The organism is Vibrio sp. B1FIG11, assembly GCF_905175335.1.
In the GTDB taxonomy this organism is placed as follows: domain Bacteria; phylum Pseudomonadota; class Gammaproteobacteria; order Enterobacterales; family Vibrionaceae; genus Vibrio; species Vibrio campbellii.
This window is the reverse complement of the sequence record NZ_HG992751.1, coordinates 1,576,405-1,598,213: the sequence shown is the minus strand read 5'-3', so window position 1 is coordinate 1,598,213 and position 21,809 is coordinate 1,576,405. Positions and strand designations below refer to the sequence as shown.

The following is a 21,809-nucleotide window of genomic DNA, read 5'->3' as shown; positions in this document are numbered from 1 at the left end:
GACTATAAAGTGTTGTAAAATAAAGAATTTACTTCGCCATTTTTTTGGCAAGCGTCAGAAAAACTGCACAAAAAAAGCCAGCATTTCGCTGGCTTTTTAACTCGTTAATATCTAACGACATTTATAAATCACATCAATTATTGACGCTCTGTTCTCATACCCATCAATAGGCTGACGCACATTGCAAGCAATACAAGCGTGAATGGCAATGCTGTCGAAATGGCACCAGCTTGTAGCGCTTGAACCGCTTCTGACCCACCAATCCAAAGTAGCGCAACCGCGATTGCACCTTCCATGAATGCCCAGAATACACGTTGTAGAACAGGCGCATCCACTTTACCACCAGCGGTAATACTGTCGATAACCAGTGAGCCAGAGTCCGATGAAGTGATGAAGAATACCAATACCAACACAACGGCAATGATAGACAGCATGTTACCAAATGGCAGAACATCAAACATTTGGAACATGGCTAATGAAACGTCTGTAAGACCGTTCGCACCTAGCTCACCCACATTATTCATCACTTGGTCGATTGCTAGACCGCCAAATGTAGACATCCAGATCAGCGTCACGACGGTTGGTACAATCAGAACAGCAGTGATGAACTCACGAACCGTACGGCCACGTGATACACGCGCGATGAACATACCTACGAATGGTGACCATGAAATCCACCAAGCCCAGTAGAATACAGTCCAACCTTGGAACCATGCTTCGTCAGTACGACCAAACGGGTTACTTAGCGGCACTAAGTTTTCTAGGTAAGCCATTAGCGTTGTTGGGATAGAGCCCAGCGTTACCGCCCACCCAATCAAGCCAACAAGAATCAGTAGCAAGAATGCGATAACCATGTTGATGTTACTGATGACTTTTACACCACCATCAATACCACGGATTACCGATACTACTGCAAGCAGGGTTACCACTGCGATTACCACGATTTGCAGGCCAAGACCTGGCTCAACACCGAACACGTGGTGAATACCACTCGCCGCTTGTTGTGCACCTAGACCTAGAGACGTAGCTAGACCGAATAGCGTTGCTAGTACCGCTAGAATATCAACAATGTGACCAGCCCAACCCCATGCGCGATCGCCCAGCAATGGGTAGAAGATCGAGCGCATCGATAGAGGCAAGCCTTTGTTGTATGTGAAGAAAGCAAGGGAAAGTGCTACGACACCGTAGATTGCCCATGGGTGTAGACCCCAGTGGAACATCGTCGCGCCCAGTGCAAGCTTAGCCGCTTCTGGCGTGTTTGCTTCTACACCTAGCGGGGTTTCATACCAACCAGTGAAGTAAGCCACTGGCTCAGCCACACTCCAGAACATCAGACCGATACCCATACCTGCCGCGAACAACATCGCCAACCAAGATACAAATGAGTAATCGGCAACCGCGTCTTTACCACCAAGGCGAATTTTACCCATTGGCGATACGATCAGTACCAAACAGAAGATAACGAAGATGTTACCAGAAATGATGAATAGCCAGTCGAAAGAACCGATGATCTTCCACTTAAGACCATCCAGTGCCGCTTTCGCGGTGTGTGCATCCAGCACAAGTGCAGCAATTAGAAATAGCGCAATGAAGCCCGCACTAATACCAAAAACAGGATTATGTACGTCAAAACCCCATTTTTGCACGTTGTCTTGACCAACCGTATAGTCGGTACTGTCGATACTGTACTTATCTATACCTTTTGTCATTGTTCCTCTCTTTTGCATTCAATATTTTTAACAAGGCATTAAAAATCATTTGAACACGATACATTTTATTTTCCATGAAAGTGGAAGATCCTACCATTTAAGGCGTTTTTGTCTATCTTTTGCTGATAAAAAATCCAATAACTTACTTTTCAATCAGAAAAATCCACCAAAAAAAGCGAAAACAACCACAACAATAATTAGACCACAAACATTTATTACTATAATAATTCTAGTCGTGCCTTTTTTCCTCTCAGAAAGACCTTAAAAGTAATAAGGAGAGCTAAGGCAAATTATTTAAAATTGGTGTCGCGATCCCTAACGTAGCCCTTTAAATAACAGCGTTTTTGAGTTAGTGTCGCCTCGTTATATGATCCCTTAATGACTGGATTACGAAATTGGAAAAGTACGAAGAAGTCTTGGTCTCGATTCGTCAGATCATCCGCGCTATTGATTTACACTCAAAGAAGTTAAGCAAAGAGTCTGGTTTGACGGCTCCTCAGCTAATTCTGATGCGTGCCATAAGTGAATTAGACAATGTCACGATTAAGCAATTGTCTAGCCATACCAATATGAGTCAGGCAACTGCAACGACCATTCTGGACCGCCTAGAACGCAACCAGTTTGTCGAACGCCGCCGTAGCGTAGAAGACAAACGTAAAGTGCATGCTTTACTGACTGAGAAAGGCCAAGAGGCACTAAAACAAGCACCGACACCGCTGCAAGAGCACTTCATCAATCGCTTCCAGAAGCTGGAAGAGTGGGAACAGAGCTTACTGCTCTCTTCTGTTCAGCGTATCTCGACTATGATGAATGCCGAAGACATTGATGTTGCGCCAATGCTCGAGCTTGGAAGTATCACCAAGCCAGAATAAGCTTCTTCTTTAGCGCTTATCACTCTTTCCCCGATGAGCGCTTTGTTATCCCTTCCCTACTCCGTTAATCCCGTTTCAAACGCGTATTTCGCCAACTCAGCTGTCGAGTGCAAATCCAATTTGTGTTTGATGTTATGACGATGCGTCTCTACCGTTCGATAACTGATATCCAAAAGCGTAGCAATCTTTTTACTGCTATGCCCTTGCGCGACCAATTTTAATACTGCTTCTTCACGACGGCTCAGTGGGTTGGGCTTTTGTGCCGCAGGTACCACATCTTGCGTAAACAAGGTTTGAGTGACCGATTCACAAAAGTAAGTCGAACCTTGATTAACGGTTTTAATTGCTTGCACCATCTTCTCGGCTGAGATTTCTTTCAGCATGTAGCCCACAGCGCCAGCTTGCATCACCTTCATGATGTACTCACGGTTATCATGCATGGTTAACATCAAAATTTTGCTTTCTGGACGCTCTTCCTTAATCACACCCGTGGCTTCGATGCCATTCATGATGGGCATACTGATGTCCATAAGAATCACATCGGGATTGAGCAATTTGGATACCTCAATCGCCTCAAGGCCATTGCTCGCGGTACCAATAACATCAATATCAGGCTCCAACTCTAGACGCGCCATAAACCCATCAAGCACGACCTGATGATCATCCACTATCACCACACTAATTGGTTTATCCATAAACTAATCCATCCAAATCTAACAATACGGTGATTTCTGTCCCAAGCCCCGGTTCACTCATCAATTCAAACTCACCACCAATAAACTCAACACGCTCACGCATGTTACGCAAACCGATGCCTTGGCGGTGTACAGATTGATTGACCATAAAGCCAATGCCATCGTCACGTATGATCAATTGCAGCATATTGCCCATCTTTTGCAAAATTACCGTGACCTTTTTTGCCTTGGCGTGTTTCTCGATATTATTCAAAGACTCCTGTGCCACACGGTACAACGTGGTCGCGACTTCCGATTTCAGCTTGAGCTGTGCCGTATCAAAATGGCTATCGATATCCATACCTGAGTGAGAATGAAAGTCTTGCAGCAAGGTCGAAAGCGCCGCTTCTAGGCCGATGTCATCCAAGGCACTTGGACGTAGCTGGTGCGAGATATGTCGTACTTCATTAATTGCGGTGATCAACGAGCGTTGAGATTTATCAAGGTGGGATTTGAGCTTTTCATCCTCGATTCGATGCCCCATCAAATCTAAATGACATTTGCTCGATACAAGCAGTTGGTTAATACCATCATGCAATTCGCGAGCAAGGTGCTTCTTCTCGTCTTCTTGGAACATCACGGTTTTGTGGGCAAGCTCCTTGAGGTTTTTATCCGCTAAGCGATGTTCGTGTAAATTGATTGCCAACGTTAAAACGATGATCACCGCAACCGTCACAACAAGAATCACGACAACAGTAAAAAAGGTCGTCTCGATATTCTGGTTAACGGCGGCGCGCATATTGGCGACCTCGTGACTTACGTCTTCAATATACAAGCCAGTACCAATCATCCATTCCCATTTATCGAGCCAGGCGGCGTAGCTCAATTTGGGGACAACTTCTCCAGTAGAAGGCTTTTGCCAAAGGTATTGATGGAAGCCACCACCAATTGGGCTTGATAGAGCAGCGCTTCAATAAGATGGTCACCGTTTTCATCTTGAATATGCAGCAGGTTTTGCCCAACTAAATCAGGAAGAATGGGATGAACTAAGTTGGTACCATGTTTATCGTAAGCAAAGAAGTAACCATCGGAGCCATAGCGAAGCCGATTGAGAATCGCTTTCACGCGCGCTTTAGCCACATGCTCTTCTATCGAGGGATCGTTGTAGATATGGGAAATCGCATCGAAAGCCAGATCAACGGTATCTTTCAATGCGACTTCTTTAGACTTGATCAGGCTTTTATGAAAGATTTCCACTTCACGCTGACCTAACGTCTTTGCTTGGTAAATGGAAATCCAACTGATGCTTGCTGACACCAACAACACAGGGATCAACGCCAGCAAGATGAGTTTAGCTTTTAGAGGCATCCCTTCCCTCCATGAAACGCTGCCTAGCACAATTGATAACCAGCTTAACAACTTGTCTCAAAAGGTAAAAACTCTCAGCTCACAAATTCGCCACTCCCACTTACATTACGCACATCACATTAGACTAGTCGAATTACGACATGCCGTAGAAGCCCGGAAAGAGTAACAATGAAGCAAGCACAACAATTTGAATCGCAATGAATGGCATCACACCACGGTAGATATCTCGCGTTGTTACACCCGCAGGAGCCACGCCCTTCAAATAGAACAAGCTAAAACCAAATGGTGGTGTGAGGAATGACGTCTGAAGGTTCATGGCAATCAGGATCGCAAACCACGTCATGTTGATCCCCATAAGCTCTGCCACTGGTGCAATAATAGGAACGATGATGAAACAGATTTCTACAAAGTCGATGAAAAAACCGAGGATCAGAATCACCAACATGGTAATGATCAAGAAGCCCCACTTCTCACCCGGAAGTTGAAGCATCCACTCTTCAACAAGGTAGTCACCGCCCGTGTAGGTAAATGCCATTGAGAATGCCGTCGCACCAAGCAAGATTGCAAACACCATCGCGGTCACTTTTACGGTCTCTTTAGACGCCTCATACACCATCGACCAGCTGAACTGTCTGTAAAGCAGAGAAAGCACTATCGCACCTGCGCCACCCAACGCCGCAGATTCGGTCGGAGTAGCAATACCCGCAAAGATAGAACCTAGAACCACAATAATCAGTGCAAGTGGTGGCAATACGGCTTTAAGCGCGGTTATCACTTCTTGTTGGCGGCTGATGGATTCATCACGCTCGATAGGTTGAGCGGCCTCCGGGTTAAGCTTGGCATAGATCAGAATGTAGACAACGTAAGCCCCCACCAGCATTAAGCCCGGCCATACAGCCGCTTGGAATAAGTCACCTACGGGTACGCCTAATACATCACCGAGCAAAATTAAGACTATTGAAGGCGGGATGATTTGGCCTAGCGTGCCGGACGCACAAATGGTGCCACAGGCCAATCCTTTGTCGTAGTTGTACTTAAGCATCACCGGCAAAGAGATTAGGCCCATCGCAACAACCGATGCACCGACCACGCCCGTCGATGCCGCAAGCAGCGCGCCCACTAAAACGGTAGAGATAGCGATACCGCCACGAATACCACCAAACAAACGTCCCATCGACTCAAGCAGTTGCTCAGCCAATCGGGTCTTTTGTAATACCAGCCCCATGAATACAAACAGCGGTACTGCCATCAGCACCGTGTTCTCCATGATGGATTGAATGCGATATGGCATGAATGCAAACATCTCAATGCCTTCTGCCCATACGCCGAAAATTAATGCAATGCCACCAAAGGTAAAGGCAACAGGAAAACCAAGCAGTAGCGCAAACAGAGCTACAAAAAACATCACTATACCGATCATACTGACTTCCTTTTACGACTTACCGTTGTTACCGGCATAGATAAGATGAGGGTTAACAATTTTATTGATGGAATGAAGCAGCAAACCAACACCGCTGACCGCCATAAATAAGAATGACAGCGGGATCATGCCTTTAATGATCCATCGATAAGGTAAGCCTCCCGGGTCACCGGACGTTTCACCAAGGGCATAGCTCTCTTTGGCAAAGTCGATACCAAACCAAGCAACCAATAGGCAGAACGGGAATAAGAAAAGTAAAGTGCCCAGGATGTCGATGATGGATTGCGCTTTGTAGGACAAGCGCTCGTAGAAAATATCCACTCGTACATGGCCGCCCGATTTGATTGCGTAAGGGACACCGAGTAGAAATACAGCGGAGAATAAATGCCATTCCATCTCTTGAAAGGCAATAGACACGTCATTAAACACGTAACGCATGACAACGTCGTACACCACGTTCGCTAATAACAAAATGAATAGGATGCTAGATAACCACCCCAAAAAATCACCGAAGCGGTTAAAGATTCGCTCAATATAAATAAGGCTTCTCATTCCGTACTCCATGGAACGTGTGGATTGGCTCCGCTGGTTCGCGGAGCACTTTTATGGTCTTCTCTAAGAGAAGTTTTTCTTGGGCTTCATTTGTAGGCTCAATCTCTCGATATCACCCACTTGATGAAGTTATTGTTGAGCTTGGCTATTTAGGTAAGCTCGGTGTGAAATATCAGACCAAGGACGTACTTGCTCGATGTAGTTAGCTTGCGATTCTTGAATTTCTTTTGCTAAAGCATCTTTTTCTGCATGCTGTTTTAGGAGACGAACGTTTGCTTCGCGCAGTGCAGCAATCACCTCTGGTGGGAAGTCTTTCACTTGAACGTCTGGGTACTCTGATTGGATAGACGCCCAGTTTTTACCACTCTCATGCTTAGATTGCGTGTACATGTCGTACGCTGCTGCTTTCATCGCCACTTGAAGAATCGCTTTCAGATCATCCGGTAGACGCTCCCAAGTACGCTTGTTGACGAGGAATTGCAGCTCAGTGCCTGGCTCATGCCAACCTGTGTAGTAGTAAGGTGCAATTTTGTGGAAGCCCATACGCAAATCCAGAGATGGACCTACCCATTCCAACGCATCGATCGTACGACGCTCAAGCGAAGTGTATAGCTCGCCCGGTGCGATGTTGGTCGGTTTCGCACCTAGCTCAGCAAGGATTTCACCTGCAAAGCCCGGGATACGCATTTTCAGACCTTGCAGATCGTCGACTGATTTGATTTCCTTCTGGAACCAACCGCCCATCTGCGTATCAGTATTACCACCTGGGAATGACAATAAATTGTGTGGCGAGTAAACCTTTTCCATCAACTCCATACCACCACCGTAATAGAACCAAGCGTATTGCTCGGTAGGCAGCATACCGAAAGGCATAGAGGTAAAGTAAAGGGTGTTTGGCACTTTGCCTTTCCAGTAATAAGAAGCAGAGTGGCCCATGTCGTATTGACCGGACTTCACCATATCAAACACGCCAAGTGGCGCTTTGTGTTTGTTTGCAGAATCAATACGGATTTGCAGACGGCCATTTGACATTTCCTCTGCCATTTTTGCCATGTTCTTTGTCGCATCACCGAAGATCGGGAAGTTAGGTCCCCACGTTTCCGCCAGTTTCAAGCGATATACTTTATCGTCAGCAGCGTTAGCAGAAGTCGCTACGAATGCCATGGTCGCAACCATCGCTGTCGCTTTGAGCACTCGTTTCAAAGATTTTTGGATAAGACTCATCGTTCACGTCCTTTGTCACCAAGGTTATTGTTGTCATCCATTACATAAGGATTCGCTATAGAAGATGGGACATTAGATGGAAGTAAGAAATGGGCATGAACACGCACAAATTTGCGCTTTTAAGCGAATGTTAGCCATTGGTATTACGTACTAATACGTAGTCTATATGATGAGTATATTTTGAATAAACGATAAATCAGGCAGTTAGACAAGCAACAAGAACAGTAAGGTTGAGGAACTACTTAAGTAGTTGACTGCGGAAGAATTTACACAGTATTTAATAAAATGTGACAAATGACGGCTTTGTATCATTAGAATTCTCAATTAGAAATCGAGAAAAGACAGAGTACAGGCAAAAAAATACCCCGACCGAAGTCGAGGTATTCAATTAAGAAACAGAATTACAGCGGTAATTAAACTGCTTTATAGATAACTTTGTTACCTGCTAACTGCTCTTTTTGAACTAGGTTTTCTTCCAGAAGCTTCTTCAGTGCGCCAGTAGCCCATGATGCCGCTTTAGCTTCTTCTTGACCAGCAGCTAGACCAATACCTTTAGGGTTGATACCTTCAGCATTAGCAACAACGATATCTAATACTTGTTGTTGCTTAGGAGTAAGTGCAACCTCAACAGTTTTCGCTGCAGCTACTTTCTTCTCAGCTACTGCTTTCTCAGCAACAGGTTTTTCTGCTTTAGGTGCCGCAGCTACATTTGCTACTGTCGCTTTAATGCGTTTTTGCAGTTTCATCTGCACTTTACGCTTATGAGCAAGTCTCATTGAATATTTCTCCAGTTCACTGCATCTCAGCAGGGATGAAAATTTGAAGCGCGTTTTATACCAAAATTCATTAGCGATTTGTAGGTTTTAGCGGCGAAACGCGATGAAAAATGCGCTGACTGCATAGAACGTCTACTATTTAATCAGATAAATTGTGAACGGATTTATTGAATACTGGGTATAAAAACAGAGGTTTTAAATACTTAATAAGCACATTGGTGAATATTAAGAAAGCGATACCTCCTACCCAATATTCATTGAGGCTGAAAGCATGGAAACGCTGCATCTGACTAACTCACACTTCAAATCTGACTCGCCCATTAACAAATTGATTATGCTCTTGGTCGTGCTGATCACTTTGTTTCTTGTACTGATTGCTCCTGGGTGGAAACAAGCCATGTTATCAGTGGTCTTGATGGCCATCATTGTCGGCTTTTCCATCGTAATGATCAAAAAGAGCCAGGTGTCCTTTACCCTGACCTCCTCCCACTTTCAACAACACCTCTTTAAAGGCGGTTGGGTAGTTCGATGGCAAGATATTGACTCCATTGGTATTTGTACCTACGAACAAGAAGGTTGGCACCAGCCTTTACCTTGGATAGGCATTCGATTAAAGCACTACTCTCCTTACTTAAATGCGATTTGTCCACGCATCGCCACAGAAATCTTGCTTGGGCAAAGGGCTTTACTCTACTTGGGCGCAAGACAAAATAACTGCGAAACAAAGTTTGAGGATATGGTGCTCGATCCCGCGCCGTACATTAATCAAAAAGGCATTCATTACGACGGCTTGTTAGCGATGTTAGCAAACAGGATGAAATATCAGAGACAATTTTACGGCTATGACGTATTTATCTCAGCCAGTGACTTAGATAGAGAAGCGGAAGAGTTTGTGGGATTGGCTCGACGTTACTTAGCGGCCGCCGAGCCGGATGTTTAATACATCGATGCCTTTGCTAGTGGCTTAGTAAAGCGGCATTTCGTCAGCAACGAATGGGTTCGTTTTTCGTTCGTGGCCAAACGTCGATTGCGGGCCATGGCCTGGGACAAAAGTAACATCATTACCTAGTGGCCATAGCTTCTCTTTGATAGAGCTAATAAGCGTGTTGAAATCACCTTGTGGGAAGTCTGTACGACCAACGCTGCCGTTAAACAAAACATCACCAACAAACGCCAAACGCGCTTCTTCACTGTAAAGCACAACGTGACCCGGAGTATGTCCCGGAGTGTGAATAACATTCAGAGTTTGATTGCCAAAAGTGACCTTGTCACCTTCATTCAGCCATTGATGCGGTTCAAACGCTTCTGTTAGTGGAAAGCCGAACATTTGGCTCTGACCTTCTAGGCCCTGTAACCAAAAGTTATCCGCTTTATGAGGGCCAACAATCTCAGTACCACCAAGCAGTGTAGACAGCGGCTCAGTGCCACCCACGTGATCCAAATGACCATGTGTTAGTACTAAGTTCACGACTTCAACACCGAGCTCTTTGATAAGCATCGCAAGCTGTTTTTCATCACCGCCTGGATCAACCACAATGCCTTTCATGGTTTCATCACACCAGACGATAGAACAGTTTTGAGAGAAAGATGTTACTGGAACAACTTGGTATTTCAGAGCCATAGATAACCTATACCGAATAAATTTGCATGAAAACTGCCGCAACTATGACACTAAGCCCTAGCGACTTCAAGCTTTGCACATCGGGGAATAGCGGCTGTCTAAAGGGAAAAACAACCGCTTAGAGCGCGGTTACCAAGAGCGAACGGCACCGGTATCGATATGGACGAAGTTACTGCGCGGGTAATAACCTACCCCACCCGCTTTTAAGCTCAGTGCCGCCTCACGGACAGTCGACAGCTTTACGCCATCTAAACGGAAATCGATCGCCTTTCCTTCCATGTGCATGCTTTTCTTTGCAACACCGGAAGAGCTGTTTCGCAAGGACGCGTTGGTTAACGGTGAGCGGTAGCCTGAAATCACAATCACTTCAGCTTCCGTACCGATCAGTTTTTGAATTTGGCTGATTTGGTCGAACAAACGTCGATCCATTGGATGAACTTCATTACGGCGATGATCACGGCAGAACTTATCAAGACGCTTTAGCTCTTCATCGACGTAGCTCGAACCGTTGAAATAACACGATTCAAGTAATTCACCAGTATTGAGGTTATTCATCGCAAGTACACGAGGCTCGTCGGGTAATGACGCCCAAGACACCGACGGCATGGTTGAAGCAACCACAACACCACCAGCGGTCATTTTAAGAAAATCACGACGAGAAAAATTACGACTTACCATTAGAAAATACTGCTCAATTACTGTACGAGCAGCGGACATTACCGAAACCAATTTGATGCGTCAAATGCATAAATCGGTCCGGCTTGTCGCTTTTAGGCTGGATTTTCTGTTTACTTATTGAACAGGAACCAGATTTTATGAATTGTAAATTTTTTTAAATTAAGGACGAACCTCACCCTTGATGATCATATTGATAAATATCATCACGGTAGTACAAGGTACCCTCTTCTAACCAAGCGGTTTGATAAATAATGTGCACTTGAATACGTTCAGTCAGTGGTACAGAAGTATTTGAGCGGCGGCCACTTTGACGTTTCTTCGCCAACCGCTCTTCAAGACCTTGCGTCTTAAACAGTAGCTCCGCTAATTGATCGGCATGCTCAACACGTACACAGCCTGAGCTAAACGCTCGACGATCCTGATTGAACAGATTTTTACTTGGCGTGTCATGCAAGTAGATCGCTTGTGGATTCGGCATGTTGAATTTATACAGACCCAACGCATTGTGGGACCCAGAAGACTGTCTCATTCGATAAGGGAATGTTCTTGGGTTTACCGTAGCCCAGTTGATAGTCGTTGGATCTATGATCTCTCGTGATGTCCAAGAGCGAATGATCTGGATGTTATGCTCCATCAGGTACATTGGGTTGCGTTTTACCTTGGGGATAATGTCTTTCACCATGATCTTCCAAGGCACATTCCAAGTTGGGTTTAGAATGACAGAATCCATAGTACCGGTCATGATTGGGGTTTTGCGTGACGCCTTCCCTACCACAACTTTAGATTCAAACAGTGGTTGGCCATCGTGCCAATACGTCACTTCATATCCAGGTACATTGACAAATACCACATTGTCACGCTCTTTAGACCAGATACGAGATCGCTCGGCGTTTAATGCTAATGAATGTAAGCGCTGCTGCGGTGAGAAGTTAATCCAACGCAAAGTATTTGGGCCGATAATACCATCTTGTTTCAAACCATGAATACGCTGAAACTCCATCACAGCCAGCTCTAGGTTTTCATCATAAAGCGTGGTTTCAGTATCCAAATGTCCAACTTCAACACCAACAATTTGCATCCGAGCGATCAAGCTAGACTTATCAAACAGCTCATCACCTACACGCGCTAGCCTTTGATCTTGCTGATAAAGAGGAAACTCAAATTTCGCGTAAGTAGATAGTGAAGAAAAAGCGGTATTGAATGATTCGTCCATCTGCAATGGAGAGCGTAGATCGGTAAGAAACTGATCCAGTTTACCGACCGTAATTTCATTGCTTAACAACGACAAGGTTTCAATACTTGGTGCAGGAAACTTAACGTGAACCTTGTTGGCAAATAACCAGTTGATGCCTTCTTCCGGTACTTGCTCAAGATAGGAAAGGTACATAAGCAAAGAATCGGTCATGACAAGATCAAAATCGAGCTGATCACCTTGTTCACGGACTTGTTCTATACGACGCAATTGATTGTCAAACTCTTGGGTTACATCTGCTAATGTCACCAGCTCCATTTGGAAAATAAGCTGCGCAACATCATCTTCATTTTCCCAATTTAGACGATAATTTGTGCTTTGATAGAGTTGATCGATGACCTCTGGGTAATGGATCATCTTCTCAACAGAGAGCTTTTCGACCGCGCCCTCTTGCTCTGTTTGTGCAGACGCATCAAGAGAAACTACGGTTGAAAAGCTGCAAAACGGCACCAAAAGTGCCGTTATCATAAGAAATCTAGCAATCACTGAAACGATCCTTCCGTCACATGCCATTAAAAAAAGTATGGCAAATATCTCACGTGTTGCAGCTTTAAAATTAAGAATCTGCAGACGAAAACGACAACAATACTCTCAATAAACGATTACTCAATGATCTTTCTAAATAATTCTGGACCAATGGTTGTCCCACTGCACACCACTAGCAAAGGTATTTTTGGACTCCGTAGGCCTTTGTTCAACCACTTTACCTGCCCCAGAACTGACTCGAAACTCGTCACCGTAGATCACCACACCTGAAGCGTCTGGTAAGGCACTTAGTTCGACCAATTTGCCCGTTGATTTGGACCAAATCCCGTAACAACTGCCCGGTGGCGAAGTGGCTAGGATCCATTCATCGGTTGCAGCAATACTCGCTACATAATGATTGAATCGCGCCCACTCTTCAGGCTCTGCTTGTAGATCTTGCATCTCACCACCGCGGGTGTGCATGGCGATCAATGCTGGATACTCATCCGGTTCTCCACGATATTGCTGACCACAAAGTACCGTCTCCGTACCGTCGTGAGCTAAGTGACGAATGCTCAGCTTATGATCCGGTAGAGAGACTTGATCCAATAACTCACCTTGTTGAGACAAGTAACTCAAACTTGGCTTCATCGTATCAAGGTTGAGCGGTTGACGACCATTGGTATGTACGCCGCCAACGCCAATGGCAAGTGCACCATCAGGCATCATGATCACTTCATGAGGCCCTAGACCAAAACCGGTTAACTCATCGATTTTTTGATATTGCTTTTGCACATCATAAACACCAATGATCCCCCGGCTTGTTCCCCTCTCTCCTTCTGTCGCAAATAGCAACGTGCCGTCATGAGAGTAAACACCATGGCCATAGAAATGGCGATTCGGTTTTGCCAGTTGCAGCTTGATCATTTGCTCTGAGCGATAATCAAACACCATAAAGAAGGTGCCAGGTCGTCGACCAAAAACCACGGCATGGCCTTGCTGGTTTGTCGCCACGCCATGACCCCGCGCGGGAATAGGCAGCAAAGAGAGCGGCATGCCATGCTCATCGGCCACCACCGCCGCGTATTTGTCTCGGCCGATAATAGAACAGCCGATCAACGCTGGCTCACGAGAGCTTGTGGAAGCACAACCAAATGGCATAGCAGGAACCGCCGCTCCGAAAAGAGCGGCTTTCAGTAAGGTTCGGCGGGTTTGATCAGTCACCATCAGTTGCATTAAATCCTATAACCACACCAAGCTCGATAGCCACTTCTTCGTGGATCAAGTACTTCAATTGCTCTAGTTTGTTGTATTGCGCTAGCACCATCCGATAGCCTTCTTTTGTTTGCAGTGCGGCAAACAAGCTCTTATCTTCCGGCCATGTATCTAACGCCATCTCGAACTGATGAACAACACGATCAGCTAAATCCGCATGACCTTGTTCTCTTAATAGCGCATCTAGCCCGTTACCGTCGGCAAAATAGAGTGCTTCCATTGCGGTAAGGTTCGCTTTCAAGTTCGAAAGCGACGTCTCTGAACGCCACGATTCTGAGAAATAAGGGCGAGGCTTGCCAATCTTCGCCAATGGGCGACTCAACTTCTTCATGCTGTATTCAAGCTGATTAGAAAGCAGTGAAATGTACTCAGATTCCCATTCCGTCATCTCTAACGATTTCCACGGGTTTTCTGCCCAAGAATCCGCGATGATCTGCGCTTTGTTATCGAGGTTTTCTGCAATCGCAACCCCCGTCGCACAGGTATTACTGTTGCTAGATAAAGTCGATGCCTGATCGTAAAGCAGCCATTCCAATGCGCCTAAACCTTGTACGGTAACACTTTGCGTAGAGATATCTTCCGCACTCCAAGTTTGGGCAGATTTCGTTAGTGCAGACATTTTACGACCAGTGGTGTTCTTTTTATCTGGCCAGAACTGAACATTCCAACTTTGCTCTAATGCCGTCGCAGGACCACGCTCTTGCCCTTGCAATGCCATCCATGCAAGCATGGTTTGATGCCACTGCTGTTTTACTTGTGTATCTTCTTTCGTTTCTGAAGCGCAGTAATCTGCAAAGCTCTGCTCTAACTCACCTGTCTGCGCTAAAAATGCCTGTGCAGCGTTAAACTCCACTTCGTAAACATTTTGCGAAATATGGCTGCTACTCTCCGGCTTGGTCGGGGTTGTTCCCGTTGTCGATTGGCAACCAACCAAACTTAACGCTGAGGCAATCGCACTCACTAACAGTGTATTTTTCATGGTTGGATCCTTATTGAGAGTTCAGAAACGCAATGAGAGCGTCACGCTCTTTTTTGTTCAGAGCTAAAACATTTTGTTTAGCGGTTTCCGCTTCACCGCCGTGCCACAATACCGCTTCCATCAAGTTACGAGCGCGACCATCATGCAAGAAGTAAGTGTGTCCGTTAACTTCTTCGGTATAACCAATACCCCATAGCGGCGCCGTTCGCCATTCACGGCCGTTTGCTAAGTATTCTGGACGGTTATCGGCTAAGCCTTCTCCCATGTCATGCAGAAGCATGTCGGTGTATGGGTGGATTAACTGCTCAGAAAGCGCTGGCAACTCTGGTCGCTTGGCCGTTTTCACATTGGTCTTGTGGCAGCTTTCACAACCAGAAGTCGCAAAGATTTTCTGACCAAGTTTCACGCTAGGATCGTCCACATTACGACGAATTGGCACTGCCAGGTGCTGGCTGTAAAACTCCACAAAGTCGAGAATGTTCTCACTCACTTCCGGCTTACCGCCATTTGGCATGTCGTCACAAATGCTTTGATTCGAGGTGCAGTTTTCATTCGGGAATAAATGGCTCGTCAAACCGACATCGCCATTGAATGCCGCGGCATTTTGTTGCATTAGCGTCGGCTGTCCGGCTTTCCACCCAAAACGGCCAATCGAGAAGTCGTCCTTCTCAATATCCCAAACCTTGTTTGCTTTGCCTGAGATGCCGTCTTTGTTGGCATCGTGTTCATCAGCCCAATCCAACAGTGTTTCGTCTGGAATGCTCTCTAACAAGCCAAGGCCGATCATTGGTGGCGCCACACGCGCTGAAAATTCAGTATCCGGATGCATGTCGCCATACCCTAAATCGGTAATGTTTAGGTGCGGCTTTCTCAGCGTCACTGTCGTGCCATCTTTAAATGTCACTGGCACATCGGTATAAGTGATTTCGATTTTGCCCTCTGGCGTTTGGTCTTGCAGGGCGAAGTCTTGAAGCTGGCCACCATAAGTTGGCTCAGGTATGCCACCATCTTTGATGAACGCTGTCTTTTGTTCTGGCGTCATTGCGGGGATACTCAAGCGCACTAGCATAGACACCGCATGTAAATCGTCTTTTTCAGGTGGATGACCACGGCCATCTTTGATGTGACAGTTCTGGCAACCATTGGTGTTGAACAATGGGCCTAGGCCATCACGAGCATCTGTCGATGCTGGCGCTTGCACCCAAGGATTACGGAAAAAACTGTTGCCCACGCTGAAATCAAGGCGCTTACTCATTGGTAAGTTAGCAGCGGGAAGAGAATAGGCGTTTGCGCCGTCTTTTTTAACACTGGTTTTGCCACCAGACTTAACATCATAAGCCATGGCAGAAGAAGAAAGGAGCGCGGCTAGCGCTGAAATTAGGTATGGCTTCATATCATTGCTCTACATATACAACAAGGGTGATAACAACGAGCTCAAACGTTAAAAGGGCTCACAAAGAGCCCTTATTTATTATGGTTTTCTTATTAAAACTCGTGGTCAGCAGTATCTGGGCTTAGGCTGTCGATACCGACAATGTTCGCCGCACGCTCAATAGCACCAGTTTGCGCTACCAGCGACATGATAGTGTCGTTAACTAGTGCGTTACCTTGTGCGTTACCCGCCGCAATTAGCTGGTCGAAATGCTGGTTGTTCTTCTCTGCTGAAGTCACTAGCTCACCGACTTGGCTACGTGTCGTATCAAACTGCTTTTGAATCTCTTCCGCTGCTTTCTTGTCTTTTTGAGCTACAAGGTCAGCAATACTTGGGCCAGACAGTTCTTTACCGCTTACGCCTTTGTAAGTACCGGTGTAAACATTGTAGATGCCTTGCTCATTGTAGTAGTGAGAGTTGTGCGTGTTGTCTGAGAAACAATCGTGCTCATCTTCTGTAGAGTTCGCTTCTAGTGCTACTTTCATACGTTCACCCGCTAGCTCACCTAGAGAAAGAGAACCCATACCAAATAGCATCTTACGCAAACCGTTATCCGCTGAGTCATTTAGTAGCTCTTCACGGTAGTTACCTTTCACGTCTGCAGACCACTGCTTTTCCATCCACTCTAGGTCTTGAACCAGTAGATCGGCTGCCGCTTTCAGGTACTCACCACGACGGTCACAGTGACCATTCGTACACTCAGAACCGACAACGAAGTCTGTGTAAGCGCGCTGACCTGCACCTGCGTTTGTGCCGTTAAGATCTTGACCCCAAAGCAAGAATTCAATTGCGTGGTAACCAGAGGCTACGTTTGCCTCAGAGCCGCCCACTTCATTCAAGTCTGCAATGAGCTCTGGCGTAATTTTTGAAACATCGAGCTTAGAAGCACCAATCTGTAAGCTAGTGTTTGCTACGATGTTTGCAGCCGCACCTTCGTTACCTAGTTCGTATTGGTAATCAGCCGCTACGTAGTCGATCAGACCTTCATCAAGTGGCCACGCGTTTAACTGGCCTTCCCAATCGTCAACAATCGCGTTACCAAAACGGAAAACTTCAGACTGTTGGTAAGGCACGCGAGAATCTAGCCAAGCTTGTTTTACTTCTTCAAGCTTCTTCGCTGATGGCGATTTTAGGAATTCGTCAATTTTTACGTCGAGCGTTTGAGCAGTCGTTAAAGAATCGGCAAACACAGCGTGCGCCACGTCTGCATAATGTTCGACAACTTGTTGTTTAGTTACTGTAGCAGCAACCGTAGAACCACTGGCAATGAGAAGTGATGCAGCAATAGATTGGACTAAAACTGTTTTTGCATTCATCTGAAGCATCCTTGTTGAGCAATTTAATTATCGTATTAGTAGTGCTAATTATTCTTATTTGCACTTTTAGTCCCGAGATAATACAAATTTACAATTTATTTGCAACTCCAGATACAAAAAAAGCCTCATAAAAATGAGCTTTTAGAATGTCTTATTGTCAGTTTTATCTTTAGGATTAAACCTTTAGGTGATGTTTCCCGTGAGAAACTTTCGCCTTAAGATAGCTTTCGTTACCATCTTTGATGTGGGCAGACGTATTGACAACTTCTGAGATTTCAATCCCGTATTCCGACAGCTCGCGGATTTTCTTAGGGTTGTTTGTCACAAGGCGGATCTTATTCACACCCAATGCTTCTAACATTTGCGCCGCTTCCGTGAAATCACGTAGGTCGTCGTCGAAGCCCAAATGATTGTTTGCTTCGTACGTGTTCATGCCTTGGCTTTGTAAACGGTACGCGTCGATCTTGTTGTAAAGCCCGATACCACGGCCTTCTTGACGAAGATAAAGGATAATGCCGCCAGACTCGCCCATGCGGTTGATGGTCTCTTCTAATTGTTCGCCGCAGTCACAGCGTGAAGAGTGGAAAACATCGCCAGTCAAACACTCAGAGTGCATACGGACTAAAGGCATTTCCTGTGTCTGGTCCGCTTGTTTGAAGATAATCGCAACATGCTCTTTATCTGTCTTTAGACCATGGAAAGACAGGATTTCGGCATCAATGTTACTTTTTGCCCCGACTTTAAAATCTACTCTGGCTCGTACTTCCGCCATATCTACACTCACTCGATTTATTGCTTGATGCATTTTCGTTATCGCATTCATGGGATTGCTCTCATTTGCTCTTCAACTATGGGGATTGATACCGCATTTTTCAATGTTGAGATCACAACGAGCCCTATTCTTATTGTGACAAGCTGGAAATCCTAGAGGATGAAACCCGCTGGCCGACTCTACAATTGTTATAATATAACATTTAAAACTAACTACAATAAAAAACCCCAGACAAATTTGCCTGGGGTTTCGAATGAGTCGATAAAGCGTTTGATTTTAATGCGTTTGACTGCGCTTCCAAACGGCAAGCTCAATCCAAACGGCTTCGAGTTCTTGAATTTCCTCGTCGGTTAAAACGGCGAGAGTCGAAGTGACTTGTGGCAGCTTCGGTGACTGGAACGCACGAATCTGCGAATAAAAGTCCTTTTTTAATTGCGATATAACTGAATCCACTGCGTACACCTATTCGTTCTTTATTACTTCTCCAGCTCAATTTTTATGGTCTGATATTCACTGAAGCCTTCATAAATTCGGGAAAATGATAACATTCTGCTTGTTATGTGCACAATTTATTTCTAATAGTGGAATAGTGGTCACATTAATTACGCTTTACCATTCGGATCGAATATAAGAAAAAAAAGATCAAAAATAGCAGCGGAAAGATCCACAGTAGCGCAGTGGAATAATTAAATGGCGGCTGATATAGAACAATATTCCCATAACGAGCAACGAGATAGTCCTTTATTTCTTGGTTTGAACTGCCCTCATTCGCCATCGTATACACCTTTAAGCGCAGGTCTTTTGCCGCCTGTGCGTTGGATTCAACCAAGTTTTGGTTCTGGCATTGAGGACAGCGTAAAGTCTTGGCTAGCGAGGTTGCGCGCTGTTGCACTTCAATAGAATGAAACTCAAACAGATCAACATTCTGTTGTAAATCTCCCGCCTTTGTAAGCGGAGAAAATAACAAAAACACCATTAAACCCAAGAGAAGATAATTAAATCGAAACATTCAAATATCCTGAAAATATATCGTTCCATTTATCTGCTGTTAACTCCCCACGATATTTGATCAACACACGACCATTTTGATCAATCAAGTAGGTTTCAGGTGTTCCAATCACACCAAGTTCAACAGCGAGCTTTCCATTTGGATCACTGATCACTTCAATATATGGATTTCGTTTAGAGCTCAAATATTCGCGTGCAGCTTGTTTTTGGTCTCTGTAATTAAGTCCAACGATAGGTATACCGAGTTCTGATAGCTGCAATAGCTCCTCGTGCTCTCGTTTGCATACTCCGCACCAAGATGCCCAAACATTCAATAATTTATATCCGTCACTTTTAAGTAACTGTTGCGAAATCATCTCACCAGACATCAAAGATTCTGAACTAAAATTAGGAATCTCTAAATTTCGCTGTTGGGACAATTCTACATTTGGTCGCTCAGATAACCCAATCGCGGTCACAGCCGAAAACACAGCGACAGCCGTAACGAGACCTGCGAGTTTAAGCGAATTTCTCGATCTCATGGATAGCTTCTCTCCTTCTCTTTACACCTATCATAAGCACACCAAACACTGCTAATATTCCGCCTGACCATATCCACCAAATACCAGCACGGTACTGAACCTTGATTGCATAAGCATGGGTTTCCACTTTATCACCCAATGTAACGTAGTAATCACCATGCCATAATGAACGAATCGCAGGCTCCGTCATGTTCATTACCCGCACAGGATAGTGGCGCTTTTCTGGTTTGAAATTGAGGGCGCTCCCATCTTGCAAGCGTAAGGTGACTTGCCCTTGCTCAGAGGTGTAGTTAGGACCTAATAGCCACTCGATACCATGATAATCGATGGTGATCCCCGCCCTATGGAGCGAGCTACCGGGTTCGACACGTAAATTGTATTCATAAGAGTAGTGACTATTGAATACAGCCCCACTCACCGCCAGTGCAAAACCGATATGTGCCATCACGATTGGCATGAATTTGCTCTTATTGGCGCAGCGAAACAGCATAACGAGATGCGCCACAATCACCCAAGTAGCCAACGTTATGGTTAGCAATACTTCGAAATGCAGTACGTTCACTGAGAACATAAACCCGCTCCCAGAGACTAGTGATAACGCAATACTGATGGCGATATCACCGCTTAGACTCGGAACTGTGCCTTTTGTCCATTTCAGCACCGGCATCAAAGCTAAGGCAATCAGAGCCATTATGCTCAATGGGAAGATCAGACTATTAAAGTAAGGTGCGCCAACTGAAATGTTCCCTAAGCCGAGCAGTTGATAAACCATAGGATAAAAAGTGCCAAGAAAAACGATGGCAGTTGCAATAGCGAGCAAGCCAATAGCGATGTATGCGGTATAAGCTCGACTGGCTAAAGATTGAAGTTTGAAACGGGGAAGTTGCTCTCCTCGCACTATCAATACGCCAAAAGTGATAATGACAAGCAGGCTCAACACGCCAAGTAATACAAGACCTTTAGTCGGATCAACCGCAAACGCATGCACTGAAGTCAGCACACCAGAGCGCACAACAAATGTCCCTAAAATGCTTAGGCTGAACGTAGCAAACGCTAGTGCATAGGTGCTCCAAATTGCGCCTCTGTTACGTGTTGCGACAACACCGCTGTGCAACAAAGCAGTACCGGTAAGCCAAGGAAGCAAAGAAGCATTTTCGACAGGATCCCAGAACCACCAGCCGCCCCAACCGAGTTCATTGTAGGCCCACCAAGAGCCAACTAAGATCCCAACAGTGAGCATTCCCCATGCAAAAAACGCAGCGCCACGAGCAACCGTATACCAATCGCTCATCGGTTGTTTACTTAAAAGAGCCGCTAACGCAAAAGCTAATATAGCCGAGTAGCCGACATAACCTAAATAAAGCAACGGAGGATGAATGATAAGCCCAACATCCTGCAACATTGGGTTTAGATCTCGCCCTTCCGACGCCAATACTTGGGCATATTCGAACGGGTTAGAGGTCATTAACGTAAACCATGCAAACGTCGCAATCAGAACGTTCATGATTCCTAAACAGTCACAAGTATATTGGGCGTTGAGCGGAGACTTATATGCAATAAACGACGCCCAAAAACTCAATGTGACGACCCAAAACAACATGGAGCCTTGATGTCCGCCCCAAGCGGCAGCAATTTTGAACGCCACCGGAAGTTGACTGTTGGAATGTGTCACAACATATTCCAGCGCGAAGTTGTCTTGCACAAAACAGACGATCAGAAGTATTAAACAAATGATGGAAGCTAAACTAATGATGTGGGACATCGCGACTTGATGCGGCAATGTCGCCTTCTTACCTAGGGCGCGACGTATCCAATGTAGCAGCGATGCACAAGTGGATGTTACAGCCACCAATATCATTAAGAAGAATCCTAGCTCAGCCTCCATTTTTGCCCCC

Annotated in this window: 20 protein-coding genes and 1 pseudogene; 2 read left to right on the top strand and 19 right to left on the bottom strand. The window is 45.4% G+C overall.

Annotated elements, in window-relative coordinates:
• Positions 1-137 precede the first annotated feature (137 nt).
• Positions 138-1,709, bottom strand: coding sequence for a BCCT family transporter (locus KHO06_RS07210; protein WP_005429718.1), 1,572 nt, complete (start codon positions 1,707-1,709; stop codon positions 138-140).
• Between the two features lie 395 nt (positions 1,710-2,104).
• Between KHO06_RS07210 and cosR the strand changes: the two genes are divergently transcribed.
• Complete coding sequence (gene cosR, locus KHO06_RS07205) at positions 2,105-2,581, top strand: MarR family transcriptional regulator CosR (protein WP_005429716.1); 477 nt, start codon at positions 2,105-2,107, stop codon at positions 2,579-2,581.
• A 56-nt stretch (positions 2,582-2,637) separates the two neighbouring features.
• Here the strand turns inward: cosR and KHO06_RS07200 are convergent, their stop codons facing one another.
• The 6 genes and pseudogenes from KHO06_RS07200 to KHO06_RS07175 all read right to left on the bottom strand — a co-directional run bounded on the left by KHO06_RS07200 (position 2,638) and on the right by KHO06_RS07175 (position 8,595).
• A complete protein-coding gene (locus KHO06_RS07200) occupies positions 2,638-3,276 on the bottom strand; it encodes a response regulator transcription factor (protein WP_038889999.1) in 639 nt (212 codons plus the stop codon).
• Positions 3,269-4,623: pseudogene (locus tag KHO06_RS07195) on the bottom strand (cache domain-containing protein). Before KHO06_RS07195 ends, KHO06_RS07200 begins: the two are co-directional and overlap by 8 nt.
• 133 nt (positions 4,624-4,756) lie before the next feature.
• Positions 4,757-6,043, bottom strand: a complete 1,287-nt coding sequence (locus KHO06_RS07190; RefSeq protein ID WP_005429710.1) for a TRAP transporter large permease subunit — start codon at positions 6,041-6,043, stop codon at positions 4,757-4,759.
• A gap of 12 nt (positions 6,044-6,055) precedes the next feature.
• Positions 6,056-6,595, bottom strand: coding sequence for a TRAP transporter small permease subunit (locus KHO06_RS07185; RefSeq protein ID WP_010447628.1), 540 nt, complete (start codon positions 6,593-6,595; stop codon positions 6,056-6,058).
• Positions 6,596-6,724: 129 nt separating this feature from the next.
• A complete protein-coding gene (locus KHO06_RS07180; RefSeq protein WP_047480729.1) occupies positions 6,725-7,819 on the bottom strand; it encodes a TRAP transporter substrate-binding protein in 1,095 nt (364 codons plus the stop codon).
• A gap of 413 nt (positions 7,820-8,232) precedes the next feature.
• Complete coding sequence (locus KHO06_RS07175) at positions 8,233-8,595, bottom strand: hypothetical protein (protein ID WP_005530411.1); 363 nt, start codon at positions 8,593-8,595, stop codon at positions 8,233-8,235.
• A gap of 271 nt (positions 8,596-8,866) precedes the next feature.
• Between KHO06_RS07175 and KHO06_RS07170 the strand changes: the two genes are divergently transcribed.
• Positions 8,867-9,535 (top strand): DUF2982 domain-containing protein, encoded by a 669-nt coding sequence (locus KHO06_RS07170; RefSeq protein WP_212582320.1) that lies wholly within the window; start codon positions 8,867-8,869, stop codon positions 9,533-9,535.
• 24 nt (positions 9,536-9,559) lie between these two features.
• Here the strand turns inward: KHO06_RS07170 and KHO06_RS07165 are convergent, their stop codons facing one another.
• The 12 genes from KHO06_RS07165 to nrfE all read right to left on the bottom strand — a co-directional run bounded on the left by KHO06_RS07165 (position 9,560) and on the right by nrfE (position 21,799).
• Positions 9,560-10,216, bottom strand: coding sequence for an MBL fold metallo-hydrolase (locus KHO06_RS07165; RefSeq protein ID WP_045369171.1), 657 nt, complete (start codon positions 10,214-10,216; stop codon positions 9,560-9,562).
• A gap of 129 nt (positions 10,217-10,345) precedes the next feature.
• Positions 10,346-10,894, bottom strand: a complete 549-nt coding sequence (locus KHO06_RS07160; RefSeq protein WP_212582450.1) for a DUF882 domain-containing protein — start codon at positions 10,892-10,894, stop codon at positions 10,346-10,348.
• Positions 10,895-11,066: 172 nt separating this feature from the next.
• Complete coding sequence (locus KHO06_RS07155) at positions 11,067-12,659, bottom strand: L,D-transpeptidase family protein (RefSeq protein ID WP_012128305.1); 1,593 nt, start codon at positions 12,657-12,659, stop codon at positions 11,067-11,069.
• Between the two features lie 105 nt (positions 12,660-12,764).
• Positions 12,765-13,847, bottom strand: a complete 1,083-nt coding sequence (locus tag KHO06_RS07150) for a DUF1513 domain-containing protein (protein WP_212582319.1) — start codon at positions 13,845-13,847, stop codon at positions 12,765-12,767.
• Positions 13,828-14,865, bottom strand: coding sequence for an imelysin family protein (locus KHO06_RS07145; protein ID WP_212582318.1), 1,038 nt, complete (start codon positions 14,863-14,865; stop codon positions 13,828-13,830). The genes KHO06_RS07150 and KHO06_RS07145 overlap by 20 nt, the downstream gene beginning before the upstream one ends.
• Positions 14,866-14,875: 10 nt before the next feature.
• On the bottom strand, positions 14,876-16,258 hold the full coding sequence (locus KHO06_RS07140) for a di-heme oxidoredictase family protein (protein WP_212582317.1): 1,383 nt from the start codon (positions 16,256-16,258) through the stop codon (positions 14,876-14,878).
• A gap of 92 nt (positions 16,259-16,350) precedes the next feature.
• On the bottom strand, positions 16,351-17,613 hold the full coding sequence (locus tag KHO06_RS07135; protein ID WP_038889990.1) for an imelysin family protein: 1,263 nt from the start codon (positions 17,611-17,613) through the stop codon (positions 16,351-16,353).
• Between the two features lie 175 nt (positions 17,614-17,788).
• Positions 17,789-18,436 (bottom strand): GTP cyclohydrolase II, encoded by a 648-nt coding sequence (gene ribA / locus KHO06_RS07130; RefSeq protein WP_012128311.1) that lies wholly within the window; start codon positions 18,434-18,436, stop codon positions 17,789-17,791.
• A gap of 225 nt (positions 18,437-18,661) precedes the next feature.
• Entirely contained in the window at positions 18,662-18,838 is a 177-nt protein-coding gene (locus tag KHO06_RS07125; RefSeq protein WP_005430632.1) for a hypothetical protein, read from the bottom strand.
• Between the two features lie 145 nt (positions 18,839-18,983).
• Positions 18,984-19,394, bottom strand: coding sequence for a cytochrome c-type biogenesis protein CcmH (locus tag KHO06_RS07120; RefSeq protein ID WP_045369184.1), 411 nt, complete (start codon positions 19,392-19,394; stop codon positions 18,984-18,986).
• Positions 19,381-19,914, bottom strand: a complete 534-nt coding sequence (locus KHO06_RS07115; protein ID WP_212582316.1) for a DsbE family thiol:disulfide interchange protein — start codon at positions 19,912-19,914, stop codon at positions 19,381-19,383. The genes KHO06_RS07120 and KHO06_RS07115 overlap by 14 nt, the downstream gene beginning before the upstream one ends.
• Positions 19,892-21,799, bottom strand: a complete 1,908-nt coding sequence (gene nrfE, locus KHO06_RS07110; protein WP_212582315.1) for a heme lyase NrfEFG subunit NrfE — start codon at positions 21,797-21,799, stop codon at positions 19,892-19,894. Before nrfE ends, KHO06_RS07115 begins: the two co-directional genes overlap by 23 nt.
• Positions 21,800-21,809 lie beyond the last annotated feature (10 nt).